The 17,014-nt window shown below is 56.5% G+C and carries 20 protein-coding genes; 4 read left to right on the forward strand and 16 right to left on the reverse strand.

The window, feature by feature from the left end; genetic code table 11:
- Positions 1-148 precede the first annotated feature (148 nt).
- Genes BFG58_RS07205 through BFG58_RS23750 form a run of 13 tightly spaced genes read right to left on the reverse strand, consistent with a single transcriptional unit; the run spans position 149 to position 11,158 of the window.
- On the reverse strand, positions 149-946 hold the full coding sequence (locus BFG58_RS07205; RefSeq protein WP_069719527.1) for an A24 family peptidase: 798 nt from the start codon (positions 944-946) through the stop codon (positions 149-151).
- Entirely contained in the window at positions 943-1,428 is a 486-nt protein-coding gene (gene gspM / locus BFG58_RS07210; RefSeq protein ID WP_045908415.1) for a type II secretion system protein GspM, read from the reverse strand. The genes BFG58_RS07205 and gspM overlap by 4 nt, the downstream gene beginning before the upstream one ends.
- Complete coding sequence (gene gspL, locus BFG58_RS07215; protein WP_069719528.1) at positions 1,425-2,567, reverse strand: type II secretion system protein GspL; 1,143 nt, start codon at positions 2,565-2,567, stop codon at positions 1,425-1,427. Before gspL ends, gspM begins: the two co-directional genes overlap by 4 nt.
- A gap of 15 nt (positions 2,568-2,582) precedes the next feature.
- The gene (gspK, locus tag BFG58_RS07220; RefSeq protein ID WP_069719529.1) at positions 2,583-3,593 is read right to left on the reverse strand and encodes a type II secretion system minor pseudopilin GspK; all 1,011 of its coding nucleotides are present in this window, start codon (positions 3,591-3,593) and stop codon (positions 2,583-2,585) included.
- Positions 3,590-4,219: a type II secretion system minor pseudopilin GspJ gene (gene gspJ / locus BFG58_RS07225; protein ID WP_069719530.1), complete on the reverse strand. Its 630-nt coding sequence runs from the start codon at positions 4,217-4,219 to the stop codon at positions 3,590-3,592. Before gspJ ends, gspK begins: the two co-directional genes overlap by 4 nt.
- A complete protein-coding gene (gene gspI, locus BFG58_RS07230) occupies positions 4,216-4,599 on the reverse strand; it encodes a type II secretion system minor pseudopilin GspI (RefSeq protein WP_069719531.1) in 384 nt (127 codons plus the stop codon). The genes gspJ and gspI overlap by 4 nt, the downstream gene beginning before the upstream one ends.
- Positions 4,592-5,077, reverse strand: coding sequence for a type II secretion system minor pseudopilin GspH (gene gspH / locus BFG58_RS07235; RefSeq protein WP_069719532.1), 486 nt, complete (start codon positions 5,075-5,077; stop codon positions 4,592-4,594). Before gspH ends, gspI begins: the two co-directional genes overlap by 8 nt.
- Complete coding sequence (gene gspG, locus BFG58_RS07240) at positions 5,077-5,526, reverse strand: type II secretion system major pseudopilin GspG (protein WP_069719533.1); 450 nt, start codon at positions 5,524-5,526, stop codon at positions 5,077-5,079. The genes gspH and gspG overlap by 1 nt, the downstream gene beginning before the upstream one ends.
- A 3-nt stretch (positions 5,527-5,529) precedes the next feature.
- Positions 5,530-6,735: a type II secretion system inner membrane protein GspF gene (gene gspF, locus BFG58_RS07245; RefSeq protein ID WP_069719534.1), complete on the reverse strand. Its 1,206-nt coding sequence runs from the start codon at positions 6,733-6,735 to the stop codon at positions 5,530-5,532.
- On the reverse strand, positions 6,735-8,213 hold the full coding sequence (gene gspE, locus BFG58_RS07250) for a type II secretion system ATPase GspE (protein WP_048222252.1): 1,479 nt from the start codon (positions 8,211-8,213) through the stop codon (positions 6,735-6,737). The genes gspF and gspE overlap by 1 nt, the downstream gene beginning before the upstream one ends.
- 15 nt (positions 8,214-8,228) lie before the next feature.
- The gene (gspD, locus tag BFG58_RS07255; RefSeq protein WP_069719535.1) at positions 8,229-10,133 is read right to left on the reverse strand and encodes a type II secretion system secretin GspD; all 1,905 of its coding nucleotides are present in this window, start codon (positions 10,131-10,133) and stop codon (positions 8,229-8,231) included.
- A gap of 13 nt (positions 10,134-10,146) precedes the next feature.
- The gene (gene gspC, locus BFG58_RS07260) at positions 10,147-10,878 is read right to left on the reverse strand and encodes a type II secretion system protein GspC (protein ID WP_069719536.1); all 732 of its coding nucleotides are present in this window, start codon (positions 10,876-10,878) and stop codon (positions 10,147-10,149) included.
- Positions 10,829-11,158: a hypothetical protein gene (locus BFG58_RS23750; RefSeq protein ID WP_126534830.1), complete on the reverse strand. Its 330-nt coding sequence runs from the start codon at positions 11,156-11,158 to the stop codon at positions 10,829-10,831. Before BFG58_RS23750 ends, gspC begins: the two co-directional genes overlap by 50 nt.
- A 21-nt stretch (positions 11,159-11,179) precedes the next feature.
- Here BFG58_RS23750 and BFG58_RS07265 point away from each other — a divergent pair, with 21 nt between their 5' ends.
- Positions 11,180-12,745, forward strand: coding sequence for an ExeA family protein (locus BFG58_RS07265; protein WP_069719537.1), 1,566 nt, complete (start codon positions 11,180-11,182; stop codon positions 12,743-12,745).
- On the forward strand, positions 12,745-13,377 hold the full coding sequence (locus BFG58_RS07270; protein ID WP_069719538.1) for a hypothetical protein: 633 nt from the start codon (positions 12,745-12,747) through the stop codon (positions 13,375-13,377). Before BFG58_RS07265 ends, BFG58_RS07270 begins: the two co-directional genes overlap by 1 nt.
- On the opposite strand, the gene BFG58_RS07275 is transcribed toward BFG58_RS07270, so the two are convergent.
- From BFG58_RS07275 to BFG58_RS07285, 3 genes are all read right to left on the reverse strand, one after another.
- Positions 13,378-14,001, reverse strand: a complete 624-nt coding sequence (locus BFG58_RS07275) for a helix-turn-helix domain-containing protein (protein ID WP_045908427.1) — start codon at positions 13,999-14,001, stop codon at positions 13,378-13,380. It lies immediately after the preceding gene.
- Positions 14,002-14,274: 273 nt separating this feature from the next.
- On the reverse strand, positions 14,275-15,105 hold the full coding sequence (locus BFG58_RS07280) for an N-acetylmuramoyl-L-alanine amidase (protein WP_069719539.1): 831 nt from the start codon (positions 15,103-15,105) through the stop codon (positions 14,275-14,277).
- Positions 15,102-15,425, reverse strand: a complete 324-nt coding sequence (locus BFG58_RS07285) for a heavy metal-binding domain-containing protein (protein WP_023310944.1) — start codon at positions 15,423-15,425, stop codon at positions 15,102-15,104. The genes BFG58_RS07280 and BFG58_RS07285 overlap by 4 nt, the downstream gene beginning before the upstream one ends.
- 97 nt (positions 15,426-15,522) lie before the next feature.
- Between BFG58_RS07285 and BFG58_RS07290 the strand changes: the two genes are divergently transcribed.
- Positions 15,523-16,041 carry a lipoprotein gene (locus BFG58_RS07290; protein WP_023335076.1) on the forward strand — a complete coding sequence of 173 codons (519 nt, stop codon included), beginning with the start codon at positions 15,523-15,525 and terminating at the stop codon, positions 16,039-16,041.
- A 226-nt stretch (positions 16,042-16,267) separates the two neighbouring features.
- Entirely contained in the window at positions 16,268-16,996 is a 729-nt protein-coding gene (artP, locus tag BFG58_RS07295; protein WP_008500030.1) for an arginine ABC transporter ATP-binding protein ArtP, read from the forward strand.
- The last annotated feature ends 18 nt before the right edge of the window (positions 16,997-17,014 follow it).

The raw sequence follows: 17,014 nt of genomic DNA on the forward strand, positions 1-17,014 counted from the left end.
CAAACCTTAAAGACGCGTTGTATTCCTCCATTAAAAGATACAAGCTAAAACTCCGTGTAGCTTATGCCTTTTACGATACACTGAGGATAAAAGGTCGTCCTTCTCTTTCCCCGTCGAAAAAATTGATAAAAAAACTTGACCCGGTTATTTAATATGTGAGCGCAAATAACTGGCTGGTATAGATCGCTATTCCAGCAAAAGCCAGATAAGGTCCGAAAGCGATGGTGAGGTTATTTTTATTTAATTTATTTAAAAGCAAATAACCCACGATGCCGCTTAATGCGGCAATTAATTCAATCTCAGGCAGCGCCTGCCAGCCGCACCAGGCGCCCAGCGCCGCCAGCAGCTTAAAATCGCCGTAGCCCAGCCCTTCCCGGCGGGTGAGCAGACGAAACGCCCAGTACACTAGCCAGAGCGAAAGATAGCCCGCCACCGCGCCCAGCAGCGCATCGCGCAGGGGCAGTCCGTGGCTGAAGGCGTGGAACAGCAGCCCGGCCCACAGCAGCGGCTGCGTCAGGCAGTCGGGCAGCAGCTGGTGCTGTCTATCAATCATCGCCAGCGGCAGCAGAAAGGCCGCCAGCACCCACAGAGAGAAAAGGGATGCTAAGCCCGGTATCCACCAGGCGGTGACGCCAAAGAACAGCGCCATCACCAGTTCGAGTAAAAATAACCGCAGCGGAATCGCCGACTGACAGCAGCGGCAGCGTCCCCGCAGCGCCAGCCAGCTCAGCAGCGGGATATTCTCCCAGGCGCGCAGCGCATGCTGGCAGACGGGACAGTGCGATGCCGGGAAAAGCAGGTTGCTGCGGCACGCCTCCTCCATCACCATCCCTGGCACGCGGTCCACCACGACGCCGAGAAAGCTCCCCAGGATCGCGCCGAGCACGCCGCTCATCGCGGCAAACCCGACGGGATAACTCTCCCTGATGAGCATCAGCCCGTTCATGCCACTTTTTTCCAGGTCAGCTGGATTTCGGCCTTCACGTCGCTCAGGTGATCCACCGGCGTGAGGTTTATTTTCTCCAGCCTGACGCCGGAGGCGAGGTTCATCTCACGCAGCCAGTTTTTTAATTCATAGACGTTGACCCGGTTCACCACAAAGGCCAGGGTCTGACCGTCCTGGCGAATATCGGTCAATGTCAGGTTAATTTCATGCGCACTATTCTCCACCACGCTGCGTGGATTATCAGTTTTCACCTGTAGCACCGGCAGATGGTTTTTATCAATTTCTGTTTTCATCCAGTTTACCGTTTCAGTTTGTCGCGCCAGCGTCGCCTGGCTATTTTTTATCATGTTATCCAGAGGTATTACCCCCGCGTAATAGATGACGGCGCCGAATAAGGCTCCCGCCGCTATTTTTAAAATGCGTTGTTCTCTGACGCTGTATTGTTGATAACGAGATTTAAGCTGTGCAATTCGCCCTTTCATTTATATTTCCCTGTAATCATGGCCGTATACGGCGCGTCCTTTGAAATAGGCTGTAACGTAAAATCAAAATTCGCGCTGGCCTGATGAATGAAGTCCTGTAACGCCTGCTCGTTTTGCGCACTCACGCTTAACGTCAGGCCCCCCTGCGTGTCGTCATATTCAAGCAGCGTAATTTCCATTGACGGAACGGACTGACGGATTTTTTCCAGCTCGTCCATCTGCAAAAAAATGCCCTTAGGCTGCTTCTTGATGTTCTGCCCGAAGTGGTACTTGATGTTGGTCTGCTGGCGCATGCTAGGAAAATGGTGCTGATAGAGCTGGACCATCTCCTGCTGGACCTGATTTTCCTGATCGACCAGCATCCACGCCAGGGCGATGCGGGGGCCGAGCAGCAGGCCCAGAGAGAGAAGCCCCATCGCCGCGACGGCGGCCTTCATCCCTTTCGCCGCCCTCGCGCTGGTCGCCTTCGCGCTGAACGCACCGTGCAGCAGGTTGACGCGGCACGCCTGCCACTGGGGCTGGATCAGCACCAGCGGATGTTCGCCCGCCAGCTGGTCGTCAACCTCAACGCCTGGCGGGATCTCCCCGTAGCAACGCACCTCGCCGTCTCCGGCTTTTTGCATCAGCAGCGGCAAGAGACCCGCCTCAACGTTACAGGCGGTATGCGGGGATAAGCGCAGCCAGTAGTTCTCCTCCTGCGCGACCAGCGTGCTTCCGCCCGCCGTCACCGGCAGCAGCCAGGCGTCCGGCAGGGCCTGAATCACCTTCAGACCCGCCTCGTGAAAGCGGGTCAGCCACTGCTGCAGGCGGGCGGTATCTATCGCCACCGCGTCCACCTCGGCGCCTTTTTTGTTCAGCACCGTCCAGTGGAGATCGTCCACCTCGCCGATCAGGGTCTCCTCCGCCATCCACGAGAAGGCGGTCGCCTGCGACGCGACTTTCTTCGGCAGCGTAAAGTGGCGGAAGATCATCTCGCTGGCGGGCAGCAGCAGACAGACGCGCGCGGCCAGCGGATGATCGGCAAGGGTATGCAGCGCCTGCGGGGTGTCCAGGGTTGTAACCTGTTCGCTTCCCGACTCACACCACATGATTTTCCCGTCCTCACGGCTGTCGGGACGAACAAAAAGGACCTGTTTCATAACGTTCTACTTTTCTTATTCAATCATTCGGTAACGACGTTGCCACGTCACAATTTCACCGGCTTCGTTATTCACCTGAAGCTGGCTCACCACGCGAAGCGTTAACTCATCGGTATTGCCGGTATAGTTGACGCGGAAATACCGGCTGTTGATGGAGAGAACCTCAGCCACCTGCGGGAGATCGTCCTTCAGCTGCGGGAAGGCCTGTTCCAGCGCTTTGCTGAAGACTTCCATACTTTCCCAGCCGGTCTCCGGCCGCGACGCAATCAGGCGAACGGCATCGTCCGCGGTCAGTTTTCCCGGGAACAGGGCTGCCAGTAAGGGAGCCTGCTCCGGCGTCAGGGTATTGACATCCACCTTGCTGGCGGAGTCCGGCAGCGCGCATAACAGCTTGCTCACCTTCGGGTACGCCGCAGCAGGAAACGCCGGCAGCAGCTTTATCTCGGCAAGGGTGCGCATCATCTGATTCGCTGGCTGACGCGCCGGCACCACGCCAGCCCAGGCGTCCGTCTCCGCGCCCTCTTTCACCGTTGTGGTGTCGCCGTCGAGATAATCCATCAGTTGCTGATAGACCTCTTCCGCCGTCGTCTGGCTGACGCCGCCGTCCGTCAGGATCTGCTCGACAATCTTCTCTTTTCGCGGCTTTTCCGGCACGGCTGACGCAGTTTGATCCTGAGCCACTTTGTCTGCGGCCAGCAGGTTATTGACGTTGAAGCAGTCCTGCGCGTCCTCGACCTGACTGACCACCGTATAGTCTTCACCCTGAGTCTCCAGCGGCTGGTGCCAGTCGCCCTCCGGGTCGAGCGGTTTGCTCTCGCCGCTGGCGTCGCTCTGCAGGCGATCTTTCACCACCTTTTCCTGCGCCTGCATTGCCCAGCGCAGCTGCTGCTGGCTCATCTGATAGTGGGTTTTCTGCAAATTACGGCAGAACTGCTGGCTGATTTTGGCCGCCAGGGCCGACATCATGACCAACAGGATCAGCACAACCAGCAGGGCAACGCCGCGTTGTTGATGTATCCGGCTCATGGCTTCACGTCCGGCGCAGGCGCAGGTTGCGGGGCGGGTGCATTTTCAGCCGCTGGTGCCGCCGCTTCCGGCATGTCTCCCGGCGTGGTAAACACCCAGCGCCAGGTCTCACCATTTTCCATGGTCAGCGTGAGCTCCACGCCGTCTGGCAGATGGGCGGACTCACCCCAGCTTTTTTGCCAGCCCTGGCGATAAAACCGCCACTGCATCGATTTCACCTCGCTGACAATCGGCACTTCATCGGGTTTGACGTCTGCCGGGCTGTCAATCACCGGCCAGACGTCGCGATACAGGCGCCCCTCTTCCAGCCGCCAGCGCACGCGCTCCAGCTGGACCGTGCCGCTCACGCCGTTCAGCGTGGTGAATTCAACCGCATCGCCATCCTGCAAAAACAGATCCGGCTCGTTGCGCGGCGCCCGCGCCTGCAGCTGGAAAAAATCGCGCTCCATCAGGCTCCAGGCACGCTGAAGCTGGTTGAGCTTTGCCGCACTGGCATCCGTGGCTGAACTGGTGCGCATCGCGCCGTCCAGAATTTGCCAGGCCAGGGTGCTGATGACCGCGAAGATGGTCAGCGCAATCATGATCTCCAGCAGGGTAAAACCGCGCTGGCGTCGGATCGTCTTCACTTGCTCTCTTCTCCCGGCCCGATAATCTGAAGCGAAATGACCGGCTGGCTTTCATCGCCTTCGGCGTAAACGCGGATGGCATTGGCCCAGCCGCTATTGGCGGTTTTCACCCGCTGCTTGTGCCAGTACCAGCTGCGTCCCCCCATAATTTCCGTCCCCTGCTCCTCGGCATCGGGAAAATCGGCTTTACCAAGCTGGGCTTCTGCCAGCTGATTTTCCGCAACCCAGCTGGCCTGCAGCGTGTCGGCCAGCCCGTGGGTGAAGCGCACGTTCAGGGAGACGGAATTCATCAGCGCCAGCGCGGCGGTGGAGAAAATGACCAGCGCCACCATCACCTCCAGGAGCGTCATCCCCTTTTGCTTAACCTTGCCTTTAGTCATCGTTTTCTACCGATACCGGGGCAGCGCCCTGCGACACCACGCGGAAGTGATGCTGTTTGTCGTAACTTTGCAGCGTCAGCGTAAAACGGCCAATCTCGCCGTCCGGCAGAAAGAGGATCTGGGGGTCGGCCTCGACGGTCGCCGCCAGACGCTGAGGCGAAAGCGATACGTGCATCTCTTCCGGGAAATCGCCCTTCGTGGTAATACGGCCTGCGGATAATGGCACCCAGCGACGTTCGCCGTTTTTATCGTCGAGCGTGACCAGCTGATAGTTATCGGTAGTGATGACCAGCCCGACAATATTTCCGTCCATTACCGCGCGGTCTGAACCATAATCAACGAGGGCTTTTAATTGCTGACCAAATATATCCGCACCGCTGCGTGAGGGTATTGTTGATACAACCATCATGGCGCAACTGGCAAATATCACCAGCGCCAGAATAATTTCCAGCAACGTAAAGCCGCGTTGACTTTTCATTATTTCTCTTTCTTATCCAGAGACCAGTTCGTAATATCGTCTGCGGTATTGGCTTCGCCATCAGGACCGGCAGAGAAGACGTCTACGGCGCCGTGTTCACCCGGGCTGACGAGCAGATAATCGTTACCCCACGGGTCCTGCGGCAGGCGGCGAATATAGCCGTCGGCGCGGTAGCCGTTGGGAATGGGCGCGATCTCAGGTTTGGTCACCAGCGCCTGAAGGCCCTGCTCGGTGGTCGGGTAGCGGTGGTTATCGAGCTTATACATATCCAGCGAGCCTTCGAGCGCAACAATATCGCTGGTCGCCTTTTGCGCGTCCGCTTTTTCTTTATTACCCATTAAATTTGGCACCACCATACTCGCTAAAACGCCGAGAATAACGATCACCACCATTAATTCGAGCAAGGTGAACCCCGCCTGGCGAGCCAGATGTTTTGTTTTTATAGCCATGATTTAACCTACCATATTATTAAGTTGCAGAAGCGGCTGTAATATTGACAGCACGATGAATAAAACAATCGTCGCCATGGAGACCACCAGCGCCGGTTCAAATACCGACAGCGTTAACGTAATACGATGCTGTAGCGCCGACTCCTGGTTTTCCGCCGCGCGGTCCATTAAGTTGCCTAATTCGCCGCTCTCTTCACCGGAGGCAATCATGTACAGCATGGTGGGCGGGAATAATTTCGCCTGCTCCAGCGCGGCATAGAGCGATGCCCCCTGGCGCACGGTATCCGCCGCCTGCTCCAGCACCTGCCGGGCGTAGAGGTTTTCGATACCGTCCATCGCGATATACATCCCTTCGAGCAGCGGCACGCTGCTCGCCTGCAGGATGCTGAGCGTGCGGATATAGCGGGCGCTGTTGATGGCGCACACCAGCTTTTTAATCGGCGAGCCGTTCACCAGCCAGCTGTGCCAGCGAAAGCGGTTTTTAGCGTTTCTGAGCCAGGTCTTAAAGCCGATAACCCCACCGGCCAGGATCCCGACAATATAGATGCCGTACGCCTGCAGGAAATCGCTCACCGCAATCAGCGTGCGGGTGGTGATCGGCAGCTGCTGCTTCATGTGGGTGAACTGCTCGATCACCTGCGGCACCACCGCCACCAGCAGAATGCTAATGACCGCGATGGCCACCACCGTCAGGGTGATCGGGTAGACCATCGCCTGCGTCAGCTTGCTCTTCATCTTCTGGCGCTGCTCGTTGTACTCCGCCAGCTTCTCCAGCACGTCGCCGAGGTGGCCGGTTTTTTCACCGGCCATCACCAGCGTGCAGTACAGCTTGTCGAAGGTGCGCGGGAACTGGCTGAAGGCGTCGAACAGCGTATGCCCTTCCACCACCTTCTCGCGGATCTCCACCACCATCGCCGCCAGCTTTTTGTCCTCCGTCTGCTTCGAGATCGCCTTCAGCGCGCTCTCCAGCGGCAGAGCGGCGTTGACCAGCGTGGAGAGCTGACGGGTAAACATCGACAGCACCGGCGTGGAGAGCTTCGCCCCGGTTTTCGCTTTCCCGGACGCCGCCTCGCTCGTTTCGGAGATGCTGACGGGCATCAGCTTTTGCTCACGTAACGTCTGGCGAACCTGCTTTTGCCCTTCGGCCTGCAGCGTGCCGCGTCGGGTTTTGCCCGCCGCATCCGTTGCCGTCCATGCGTAGAGGGCCATTACTCATCCCCTCCACGCTCGGCGGTGACGCGCATCACCTCTTCCAGAGAGGTGACGCCGCTAATCACCTTCAGCAGCCCGTTTTCGCGCAGGCTGTAGGCCTGCTTAAAGAGCTGCGTTTCGATGGACATCTCATCTTTATCTTCATGGATGGCGCGACGCATGGCGGTGTCCACCACCAGGAATTCATGAATGCCCGCACGCCCCTGATAGCCGCTCTGGCGGCAATGCTCGCAGCCCACCGCGCGATAGATCGCTTTCGGCGGCGTCGCCATGAAGCTGAACAGCGCTTTTTCATTGGCGTCCAGCGGACTGGTGGTGCGGCAGTGCGTACACAGCCGACGCACCAGACGCTGGGCAATGACACCGAGCAACGATGAACCGATTAAAAACGACTCCAGCCCCATATCCCGCAGACGGGTGATAGCCCCGGCGGCGCTGTTGGTGTGCAGCGTAGACATGACCAGGTGACCGGTGAGCGAGGCCTGCACCGCAATTTGCGCGGTTTCGCCGTCGCGAATCTCCCCGATCATCACCACGTCCGGGTCCTGACGCAGGATGGCGCGCAGCCCGCGGGCAAAGGTCATGTCCACGCGCGGGTTCACCTGGGTCTGCCCCACCCCTTCCAGCTCGTATTCAATTGGGTCTTCGACGGTCAGAATGTTGCGTTCATGGCCGTTCAGCGCCGAGAGAATGGCGTACAGGGTGGTACTTTTCCCGGAGCCCGTGGGCCCGGTGACCAGGATGATGCCGTGCGGGCGGTCAATCAGCCCTTTTAACTTCTCCAGCTCTTCATCAATCAGGCCCAGCTTGTTGATGTCGGGCTTGAGGTTACTTTTATCGAGCAGGCGCATCACCACGCGCTCGCCGTACTGGGACGGAATGGTCGAGACGCGCACGTCGATCGCCTTGCGGCCAATGCGCAGGGAGATACGGCCATCCTGCGGCAGACGTTTTTCGGCGATGTCGAGTTTTGACATGACTTTGATGCGCGATACCAACAGCGGCGCGAGCTTGCGCGCGGGCTGGAGAACCGGGCGCAGCACGCCGTCAACGCGGAAGCGAATGCTCAGCGTGCGTTCGAACGTTTCAATGTGAATATCCGACGCGCCGTCCTTCACCGCCTCGCCGAGAATGGCGTTGATCAGGCGGATCACCGGCGAGTTTTCGTCGTTATCGAGCAGATCTTCGTTATCCGGGATCTCCTCGGTTAACGCCATCAGGTCGATATCCGCGTCCATATCGTCCACCAGTTGCTGGGAGACGCCGCTGCTCTGCTGCCAGATTTTGGCCAGCATCTCCTCAAAGGCCTCAGGGGCGAGGATCGTCGGCTCGAAGGGGCGTCCCAGTACCCGGCGCATCTCCAGCAGGGCAAACGCGGGAGCATCCTCGCGAATGTAGACGTCGTTGTTGTAAAACAGGACGCCGTTATCCTTTGCGTAACTGCTGCTGCAGAGCGTTTTACTCAGTTCATCCACGTTGCGCCCTCCGCCTTAGTTTTTAAACGGATTGCGCGACGTGCTGGCGCGGGTTGTGGCCGGCGCGGCGCTGGCCGACGGGAAGGCTGGCAGCACCGCGCTGTCGGACGGTTCAATAATACCGAGCTTCTTCTCCTCCACGCGCTGCTGCTGGCGGGCGCGGATCTGGTCATATTTCTCTTTCGACGCCGCGCTGAAGTTATCGTCGTCGCGCAGGACGGTGGTATGGATAAACACCATCAGATTGCGCTTCGAGGTATCCTGCGAGGTGTAGCGGAACAGCTGGCCGAGCAGCGGCACTTTGGAAACCGACTGCTTGGTGACGTTTTCCATCAGGCCGCCAAGCACCACCGTCTGGCCGCTGTGTACCATCACTTCGTTGTTGATGGTGCGGGTGTTGAAGGTTGGGCCGAGGCTGGCGTCCTCCGTCGCGCTGTTGTCGACGCTGGAAACTTCCTGCTCAATCTTCAGGTGGATCATGTCGCCATCGTTGATCTGCGGCACAATTTTCAGCTTGGTACCGACCGTCTTACGCTCAACGGAGTTAAAGACGTTGTCGCCGCTGGTGGTCTGCGAGCCGGAGAGCACCGGCACATCCTGCCCGACGTTGAACGACGCTTCTTTGTTATCCAGCGTGACCACGCTTGGGGTGGAGAGAATGTCGTTCTTGCCGTCGGTGGAGAGCGCGGTCATCAGGGCACCGAAATCGCCGTTAAAGAAGCCGGTCGCCAGGCCAGTGAAGCTCGCCCCCTTCATGGTGCCGTTTTTAATCTGGCTGATAGGCAGGCCGGTTGAGCCGAACTGTACGCCGCCGTGCTTGCTGGTCCACTGCACGCCGAGATCCAGGCCGTTACCGTCCTGCACTTCCGCGATGATGGCTTCCACCAGCACCTGTGGACGACGGATGTCGAGCTTGTCGATCACCTTCTCCAGAGAGTTCATCACGTTAGGCTGGGCGGTAATCACCAGCGAGTTGGTTGCCTCGTCGGCGGTAATGTTCAGATCGCTGGACGCAGGCGCGGCTTTCGACTTCGGCGCGCCCGCCTTATCCTTCAGCTGCTCGCCAATGCCGGTCAGGACCGGAACCACCTTGGTGGCGCTGGCATACTTGAGATAGAAGACGCGGGTATTCCCCTCGTTATTTTGCTCGCGATCCAGCTGATGGATCAGGGAGCGGGTACGCATGCGCGCGTCTTCCGAGCCGCTGATCACCAGGCTGTTGGTTTCGTCATCTGCCACCACTTTGGTGGCCAGCTGCGGCGCGTTCTGCCCCTTCTGCTCTTCATTGTTGAGGTTATTCAACATGTCGGAGAGCTCTTTAGCGGACGCAAAGCGCAGCGGCACAATCTCGCGGCGCTGAATACCGTCTTTGTCCACGCGCTGAACCAGATCCACCAGGCGATTGACCACCGAGGCTTTACCGGTCAACAGCAGCACGTTGGACGGCTCGAAGTGCACCACGTTCCCGATGCCAGTGGCATCGTTGAGCTGGCGCAGCAGCGGGGCCAGCTCGCGCACCGGCACGTTTTCCATGCGCACGACGCGGGTGATGATTTCGTCGCCTTTGCCCGGATTTTTACCGTCGGCCAGCGGCGCACCGGCGGTGCGGGCAATGCTTGAGCGCACCACCTTGACCATGCCGTTATCCATCGGGATCACCGACAGGCCGTACAGGTCCAGCACGCTCAGAAAGAACTGGTAATACTCATCTTCCGTCAGCACGTTATAGGTTCTGACCGACACCGTGCCCTGAACGGACGGATCGACCAGAATGGTTTTGTTCAGATTGCGGCCTACCGTATCAATAAACTCGCGGATATCGGTATTTTTAAAGCTGGCGCTAAAGTTAGCTGCAAGCAGCGAACTGGAATATAACGACAATGCGGTCAGCGCCACGCACGCCCAAGGAAATTTCTTCATGTCTGTACACTTGTTAATTGTTTAGAACATTGACCCGAATATTTTCAAGGTGAGCGTGACGTCTGACGACGACCTCCGCTTCTTTCATTTTCGACCAGTTGGCAATAATATTTTTTGCCTTTGCTGCATCGGTCATATCGACAGAATTGACTTTTACCGCCACATCGCCTTTTTCCAGCCCGGAATGGCTGTAGAAGGCAGAGGCATTCCTTGGATTAATGTTGTAGCCTTCCAGTTGGCCCTTTTCGATAAGTGGTTTTAACACCAGATAATCATCCAGATGCACGCTTTCCGCACCTGCATCTTTCGTCGATTTGGTTACCGGACCGCTGTCTACGCCGCCCTTAAAATAATCAGGTTTATTTAACGCCAGTACCTGCGTAGCACCTTCGTAATTAACCACCACATTGTCTTTGTTAATTTCCTGAATAAAGGCATCGTTAAAACCGGTCAGCGCCTCGCCTTCGCGATAGCTCTTCTGTCCCCCCGGCGTTTTGATCACGGCGAAGGAGAGCCAGGCATCGTCGCTGCGGACGATCCCCTCAATTTCGGCGGCGAGCGGGGCTTTCGCGGCCGCAGGCAGGCTATCCTGACGCACGGCGGCGGTGAAAAGTGAAAAATCCTTTTCTTCCTGACGTCTTTTTTGCGGTTTCGCCGCTGCGTTCGCCAGCTTATTCGTCACTTTTTTATAATCTTTAAAAATGACGTAGCCTTGCTGACCGCAAAAAATCAGCAATACAAACATAATACAGGGCGTTATCCACCGTGAAAGAAGTGAGAACCTCATTATTCATCTGGCCTTTAGCAAAGCGAAAATAAGCAGCATCATGCTGCGCCAATATGTGGCATAAATAGTAATTAGCGGCCAGATAATCGACCACCTGCTTCGCCGTTAACTTTGATAAAGAAAAAGATTGACCGTCAAAAAGAGCGGTGTTAGAGGTAGCTAACAGGTTATTTTTACCCTGTCCGTAAATTGACCATGATGCAGCCTTGCCGTACTTTTCCGGACCATTGCTATTCATGTCCAGAGACGGTAAGTCGCTATGTATCAGAGTCATTTTAAATTTAATCACCCGCCTTTTCGAAAAATCACCCGCGCCTCGGGCGATTTCTTCGTGCCGTATCATCAGGATATTTTCAACCTGCTGAAAGAGAAAACCCAACAGGCGGGGATTATTGGGCTCTTTGCTGACGATGCCCCGCTGCTGGGCCAGTTCAGCGACGCCCTGAAATCCACTTCCCCTGGCGTTATTGCTATCAATGCGTTTCCAAAACTGAGTGCCAGTAGCCTGCTGTATAAACTCAACCCGGGAACGAAAGAGAGCAAAAACCGCCTTCAGGCGGTGGATACCATCCTGCATCAGTGGCAGGGAGGGAAAAGCAGGACGAAAGTGCTGGTGATTAGCCATACCGATGCCATGAAAGAAACCTGTCGGGAGGTGCTGGCTCTGCTGCTGACGCGTGCGCAGGAGCTGGAGTTTCGCCTGTCCGTCGTGCTGATGGGGCCAGCGGATCGGGATACCGCGCTGATGCAGCAGCCTGAACTGCGTGAATATGCGCATACCTGTCACACCCTGCGTCCCCTTACCTGCCGGGAGTTTCTCAGCTACGTTCAGGCGCAGTGTGAAGCGCTCGGGTGTGAGCACGCGCCGTTAACCCCGGCGCGGGTGCGTAAAATGCATGCCCTGACTAAAGGGAATATCAGCAAGCTGAACGAGCTGGTGCACCTGTCGATGCTTGCCGCCTGGACCGAACGTGCAGCCCAGGTCAGCCCGCGTCATTTGCGCCTGGCGGCAGGTGAAATCCTGCCTGCGAAAAAACACGGTAAGCGCCTGGCTACCGTGAGCCTATTCGCCTCCGTGCTGTTCGCCGCCTGCGGCTGGTATTTGACCTCTTCGATCGGTGCAAGACTTCCGATTCAACTGCCGGTGCCTGCCAGCTGGAAACAGAAGACGCCAAAAGTCCAGGCGCCGGTGGTGCCGGTTATCGACAACGAGGTGGTTAATCAGCCGGATGCGATGCATCAGCTCTATCTGATGTGGGGGTATGACGCCTCGGCGGAGGATGCCCTGTGCCAGAACGCCGCGAAGGTGAACCTGATGTGTAAGCAGGGGAATGCTTCCCCGGATGCGCTGGCACAGGAAGGGTATCCGTGGGTGAGTGAACTGAAAACCGGCAACCACCTTAACTATGCCGTGGTCGCCCGCGTCGGGGATAACTCGCTTGACCTGCTGATGAACAACCGCACCTGGCAGGTAAGCCGTCACTGGTTTAACCAGCATGCCACCGGCAACTATACCCAGCTCCACCGCCTGACGCCGGAAGGCAAAGACGCCATCAGCGCCGCCAGCGACGGTAAAGAGCTGGCCTGGCTTGACCAGCAACTGAGCCAGGCCCTTGCCGAACCGGTAACCCACGCGCAAACCTGGACGGCAGAGATGATGAAACGCACCCGCGAGTTCCAGCAAAAAATGCATCTGCGCGTCGACGGCATTCCCGGGGAAGATACGCTGATGCAGTTAATGCGTGACACCAACACCACGCCGAGCGTGCTGCTTCAGACCACCCACGCCGCGCCGGACGCGAAAACGCAGGAGAAGCATTCCTAATGTCTACCATCTGTCTTGCGGCTCAGCGCAGCTACGTTTCCGGGGAAGCGGTCTGGTTTTCGTACCGCATGCCCAGCCTGAGAAAGATCGTTTCTAACGCCTTGTTAGGAATAGTAAGCCTCTGCGTCATGCTAATGGCGGGGCTGTACGCCCACGTTTACTGGCAACTGCGCCACCCTGCGCCGGAGCCGGTAAAAAAAGTGCACGTGGCGAAGCCTGAAACGCAGCTTTCCGACATGCACTACGTGTATGTGAGTAAGCCGTTCCCGCATCCGCACCCGAAACCCGCGCCGGTGCAGGCCGACGTCCCTGCCATGCAGGATCTGCCGATTAACAGCGACGACGCCGACTGGCAGCAGGCGCCGGACGGCACGGTGCCGCATGATACCTCGCGGGATACCCTCCCCGGCACGCAAGCGCACGACGATGCAGCCCCCGCCCGCACGGACGGTGATGACGGTTCATTAACCGAGCTGTTTAAGCAGGCGTTAAAAGAACAGGAGCAGGATTATTCGCAAGGAAAAATACCCGCGCCGCCGGTTGACGAAACGCAGGATAATGCTCAGGCCAGCACATTACATAAAGAAAATGCCCGGTCTCCGTTAAGTGAAAAAGGAGACCGGCTGGAATAGTTAATATTTTTCAGGCAGGTTGGTGATGTTAAGGAGTCGACCCTTTTCCACCACAATATATTGACCTTTTTTCAGGTCGGAGAGAATTTTGATAATGGTGCTGCGTGCCAGGTTGGTGTATTCCTGAATATAATCATAAACGTTGATATCGCGTTGATGATGGACAATCAGTTCATTAATCTCCAGCAAAAACTCGCGCACAACAGAATAGGCGCTGCGGGCGACCAGCACGTCATCACGCTTGCTCAGCATGCAGATATACCAGGCCAGCACTTTGGTAAGCTCAGGCCATAAGCCTTTCTCCGTCATAAGCTGAGAAAAGGCGTCTTTAGGAATCGAACGCACCACGGTATTCGAGCGGACCAGGCCATACATATGGGATGAATGATAAAAAATGGAAGAGAGTCCAAAGACGCACTGCCCCTGCAGGGTGAACATGCAGAGCTCGTCGGATTCGCGGCGAAATTCCACTTCACCGCTGACGATAACATGAATAAATTCATTGTCGACGGTGGTAATTTTTTGCCATTTCTTTAACGTTTTTTCTTCATATCCTTCTGTTGCGGAAATAATGTTTTCCATTTCATGATGCGGACGCAATTTTCTGCCGTAAATGCTTAACATTGTTATACCCGAATTAAGATGTTAATTTTAGATAAAAAGGGGCCACGGTGGAACCACCAAACTATTCGTATAATCCTGATAAAAACTTCTGGAAGAAGTGAAATAAGAGCAATAAGCAGGTGTTATTTTTTGTTATTACTTAGCAAGCTATACGTCTATCTTAAATGAGGGTATTTTTAAGTCAATTAACTAAAAATGAATTGAGAATGTACTTAAGATTAATCTCATAGAAAATAAGGTAATATGACCTGGTCAGGGGGCAGTCCTGAAGGACTACCCCTGCCCGTATTTCTCTAAAAGCGCCTCGGCGATGGCCAGGGTTTCTACGTCAGCCACACCGTTCCACAGCGCGGGGCGGAAGTGCATCTGAAACGCGCAGATCACCCTCTTCTGCTGCTGTTCCGTGGCGTTGTCCGGCACCTCATAGCCATAGCGCTTCAGCACATCGAGCAGCGCCTCTCGTTCGACCTCCTGATAGCGCGGCCGTCCATTGATATAGAACGCCACGCGGGCAGGATCGGGCCAGGCACCTATCCCCTGCTGAGCCAGCTGCTGCCACGGAAACAGCGGACCGGGATCGTCTTTACGCTGCGGGGCGATATCCGAATGGGCCACCACATTTTCAGGTCTTATGTTGTAGCGGGTAATAATGTCTTTGGCGAGCGGCACCAGCGCCGCAATCTGCGCAGGGGCAAACGGAGTAAACGTTTTCACGCCGTCGCGCATTTGCCAGCCGCGGTTCTCGAGCTCAATGCCGACAGAGGTATCGTTGATGCGGTTTGTACCGCGCCAGAAGCTGATGCCCGCATGCCAGGCCAGCTCGCTCTCGGGAACCAGCTGCCAGATGCGCGGCTTGCCGTCCGCCGCCGGGGGGCTGGCAGGGATCAAATAGTGAGAGCTGACGTTTTTATCCGTCAGCGTGGCCAGCGAGCTGTCAAAATCATCCGCGGTGTAGTGGATCACCAGCACCTTGATGCGCGGGTAAGCCGCCTGCGCCTGATGACGCGTATCCAGCTCGTAGGCGCCTTTATCAACGATCCCCTTTTCCGTGACGCATCCTGCCAGCAGCAGCGCCAGCAGGAAGGTGGCAAACAAACGCGTCATCGCAGGGTTTTCACCGCCGTACCGCTCACGCTCACCATCAGCATGCTGGCATCTTTACCGACCGTTTCGTAGTCGATATCAATCCCCACGACCGCATCCGCGCCGAGGGCTTCCGCCTGCTCGCCGAGCTCTTTGAAGGCGATTTCGCGGGCTTTGCGCAGCTCTTTTTCGTATGCACCCGAGCGGCCACCCACGATATCGCGGATACCGGCAAAAAAGTCACGGAAGATATTGGCACCGAGAATCGCTTCGCCGGTGACCACGCCGCAGTACTCGGTAATTGTCTGCCCTTCCAGGGTTGGCGTTGTTGAAAACTGCATGGTTTCTCTCCTTCTTTAGCGTTCAATGCCTTAGGCACAGCATTATCGGTTCGTTACGCTATGATTGAAAGGATAGTTAATAAATAAGGAAATCAACATGCGCTATTCAGCTTTAACACTTTTGGTGCCCTGCGCGCTGGTGCTCAGCGCCTGTACCACCACGGTCACGCCTGCCTTTAAGGATATTGGTACCCGCAGCGGCCCCTGCATTGAGGGCGGCCCGGACACCGTGGCGCAGCAGTTCTATGATTATCGCATCCAGCACCGCAGCAACGATCTTACCGGCCTGCGCCCGTATCTGAGCGATGGCCTGGCAAAACTGCTTAACGATGCCACCCGCGATCCGCAGCACAACGCGCTGCTGAAATCCGATCCGTTCTCCAGCCGCACCACGCTACCGGACAGCGCAGAAGTGGCCAGCGCGTCAACCATCCCGAACACGGATGCCCGTAATATTCCACTGCGCGTGAAGCTGACGCAGGGCACCCAAACCTGGCAGGACGAAGTGCTGATGATCCGTGAAGGACAGTGTTGGGCGGTGGACGACGTACGCTACGTGGGCGGCAGCGTTCATGCCCCGGCAGGCACGCTTCGCCAGTCGATTGAGAACCGCTGATTCATCAATGATAAAAATGTTACCCCCGTAAAATGTCCGGCATTTCTTGCGGAATGCCGACATTTATACTCGCCGACCTTGCCGTTCGCTATTTTGTGCTATGTTTAAGAGGAAATACGGGTTATATTTAACTTTTAACGCAGAAATATTGCATAACTATTCTGTCAACGGTACTATCTGCGGCCTCAATTGCTATAGATTGCCTGGATGAGTAAAGACTGCCCCGATGAGTATTAAACTAAACGGCATTAACTGCTTCTACGGCGCACACCAGGCGCTGTTTGACATCACGCTAAACTGCCCGGAAGGCGAAACGCTGGTTTTGCTTGGCCCAAGCGGTGCAGGTAAAAGCTCCCTTCTGCGTGTTCTTAATCTGCTTGAGATGCCCCGTTCAGGTACGCTCGCGATTGCCGGTAACCATTTTGATTTCGCTAAGACGCCGTCTGATAAGGCGATTCGCGAACTGCGTCAAAACGTCGGCATGGTCTTCCAGCAATACAATCTCTGGCCGCACCTGACCGTGCTGCAGAACCTGATTGAAGCCCCGTGCCGCGTGCTGGGGTTAAGCAAGGATCAGGCGATTGCGCGTGCCGAAAAGCTGCTGGAGCGTCTGCGCCTTAAGCCCTACAGCGACCGCTACCCGCTGCACCTGTCCGGTGGTCAGCAACAGCGCGTGGCCATTGCCCGTGCGCTGATGATGGAGCCTGCGGTGCTGCTGTTTGATGAACCGACGGCGGCGCTGGATCCGGAAATCACCGCCCAGATCGTGAGCATCATTCGCGAGCTGGCGGAAACCAATATTACGCAGGTTATCGTCACCCACGAAGTGGAAGTGGCGCGCAAAACCGCCAGCCGTGTGGTCTACATGGAAAATGGGTATATCGTTGAGCAAGGTGATGCGAGCTGCTTCGCTAACCCGCAAACCGATGCCTTCAAAAACTATTTATCTCATTGATTGTGTCAGGGGAAATAT

It is taken from the genome of Enterobacter sp. ku-bf2 (genome assembly GCF_001742765.1).
In the GTDB taxonomy this organism is placed as follows: domain Bacteria; phylum Pseudomonadota; class Gammaproteobacteria; order Enterobacterales; family Enterobacteriaceae; genus Enterobacter; species Enterobacter quasiroggenkampii.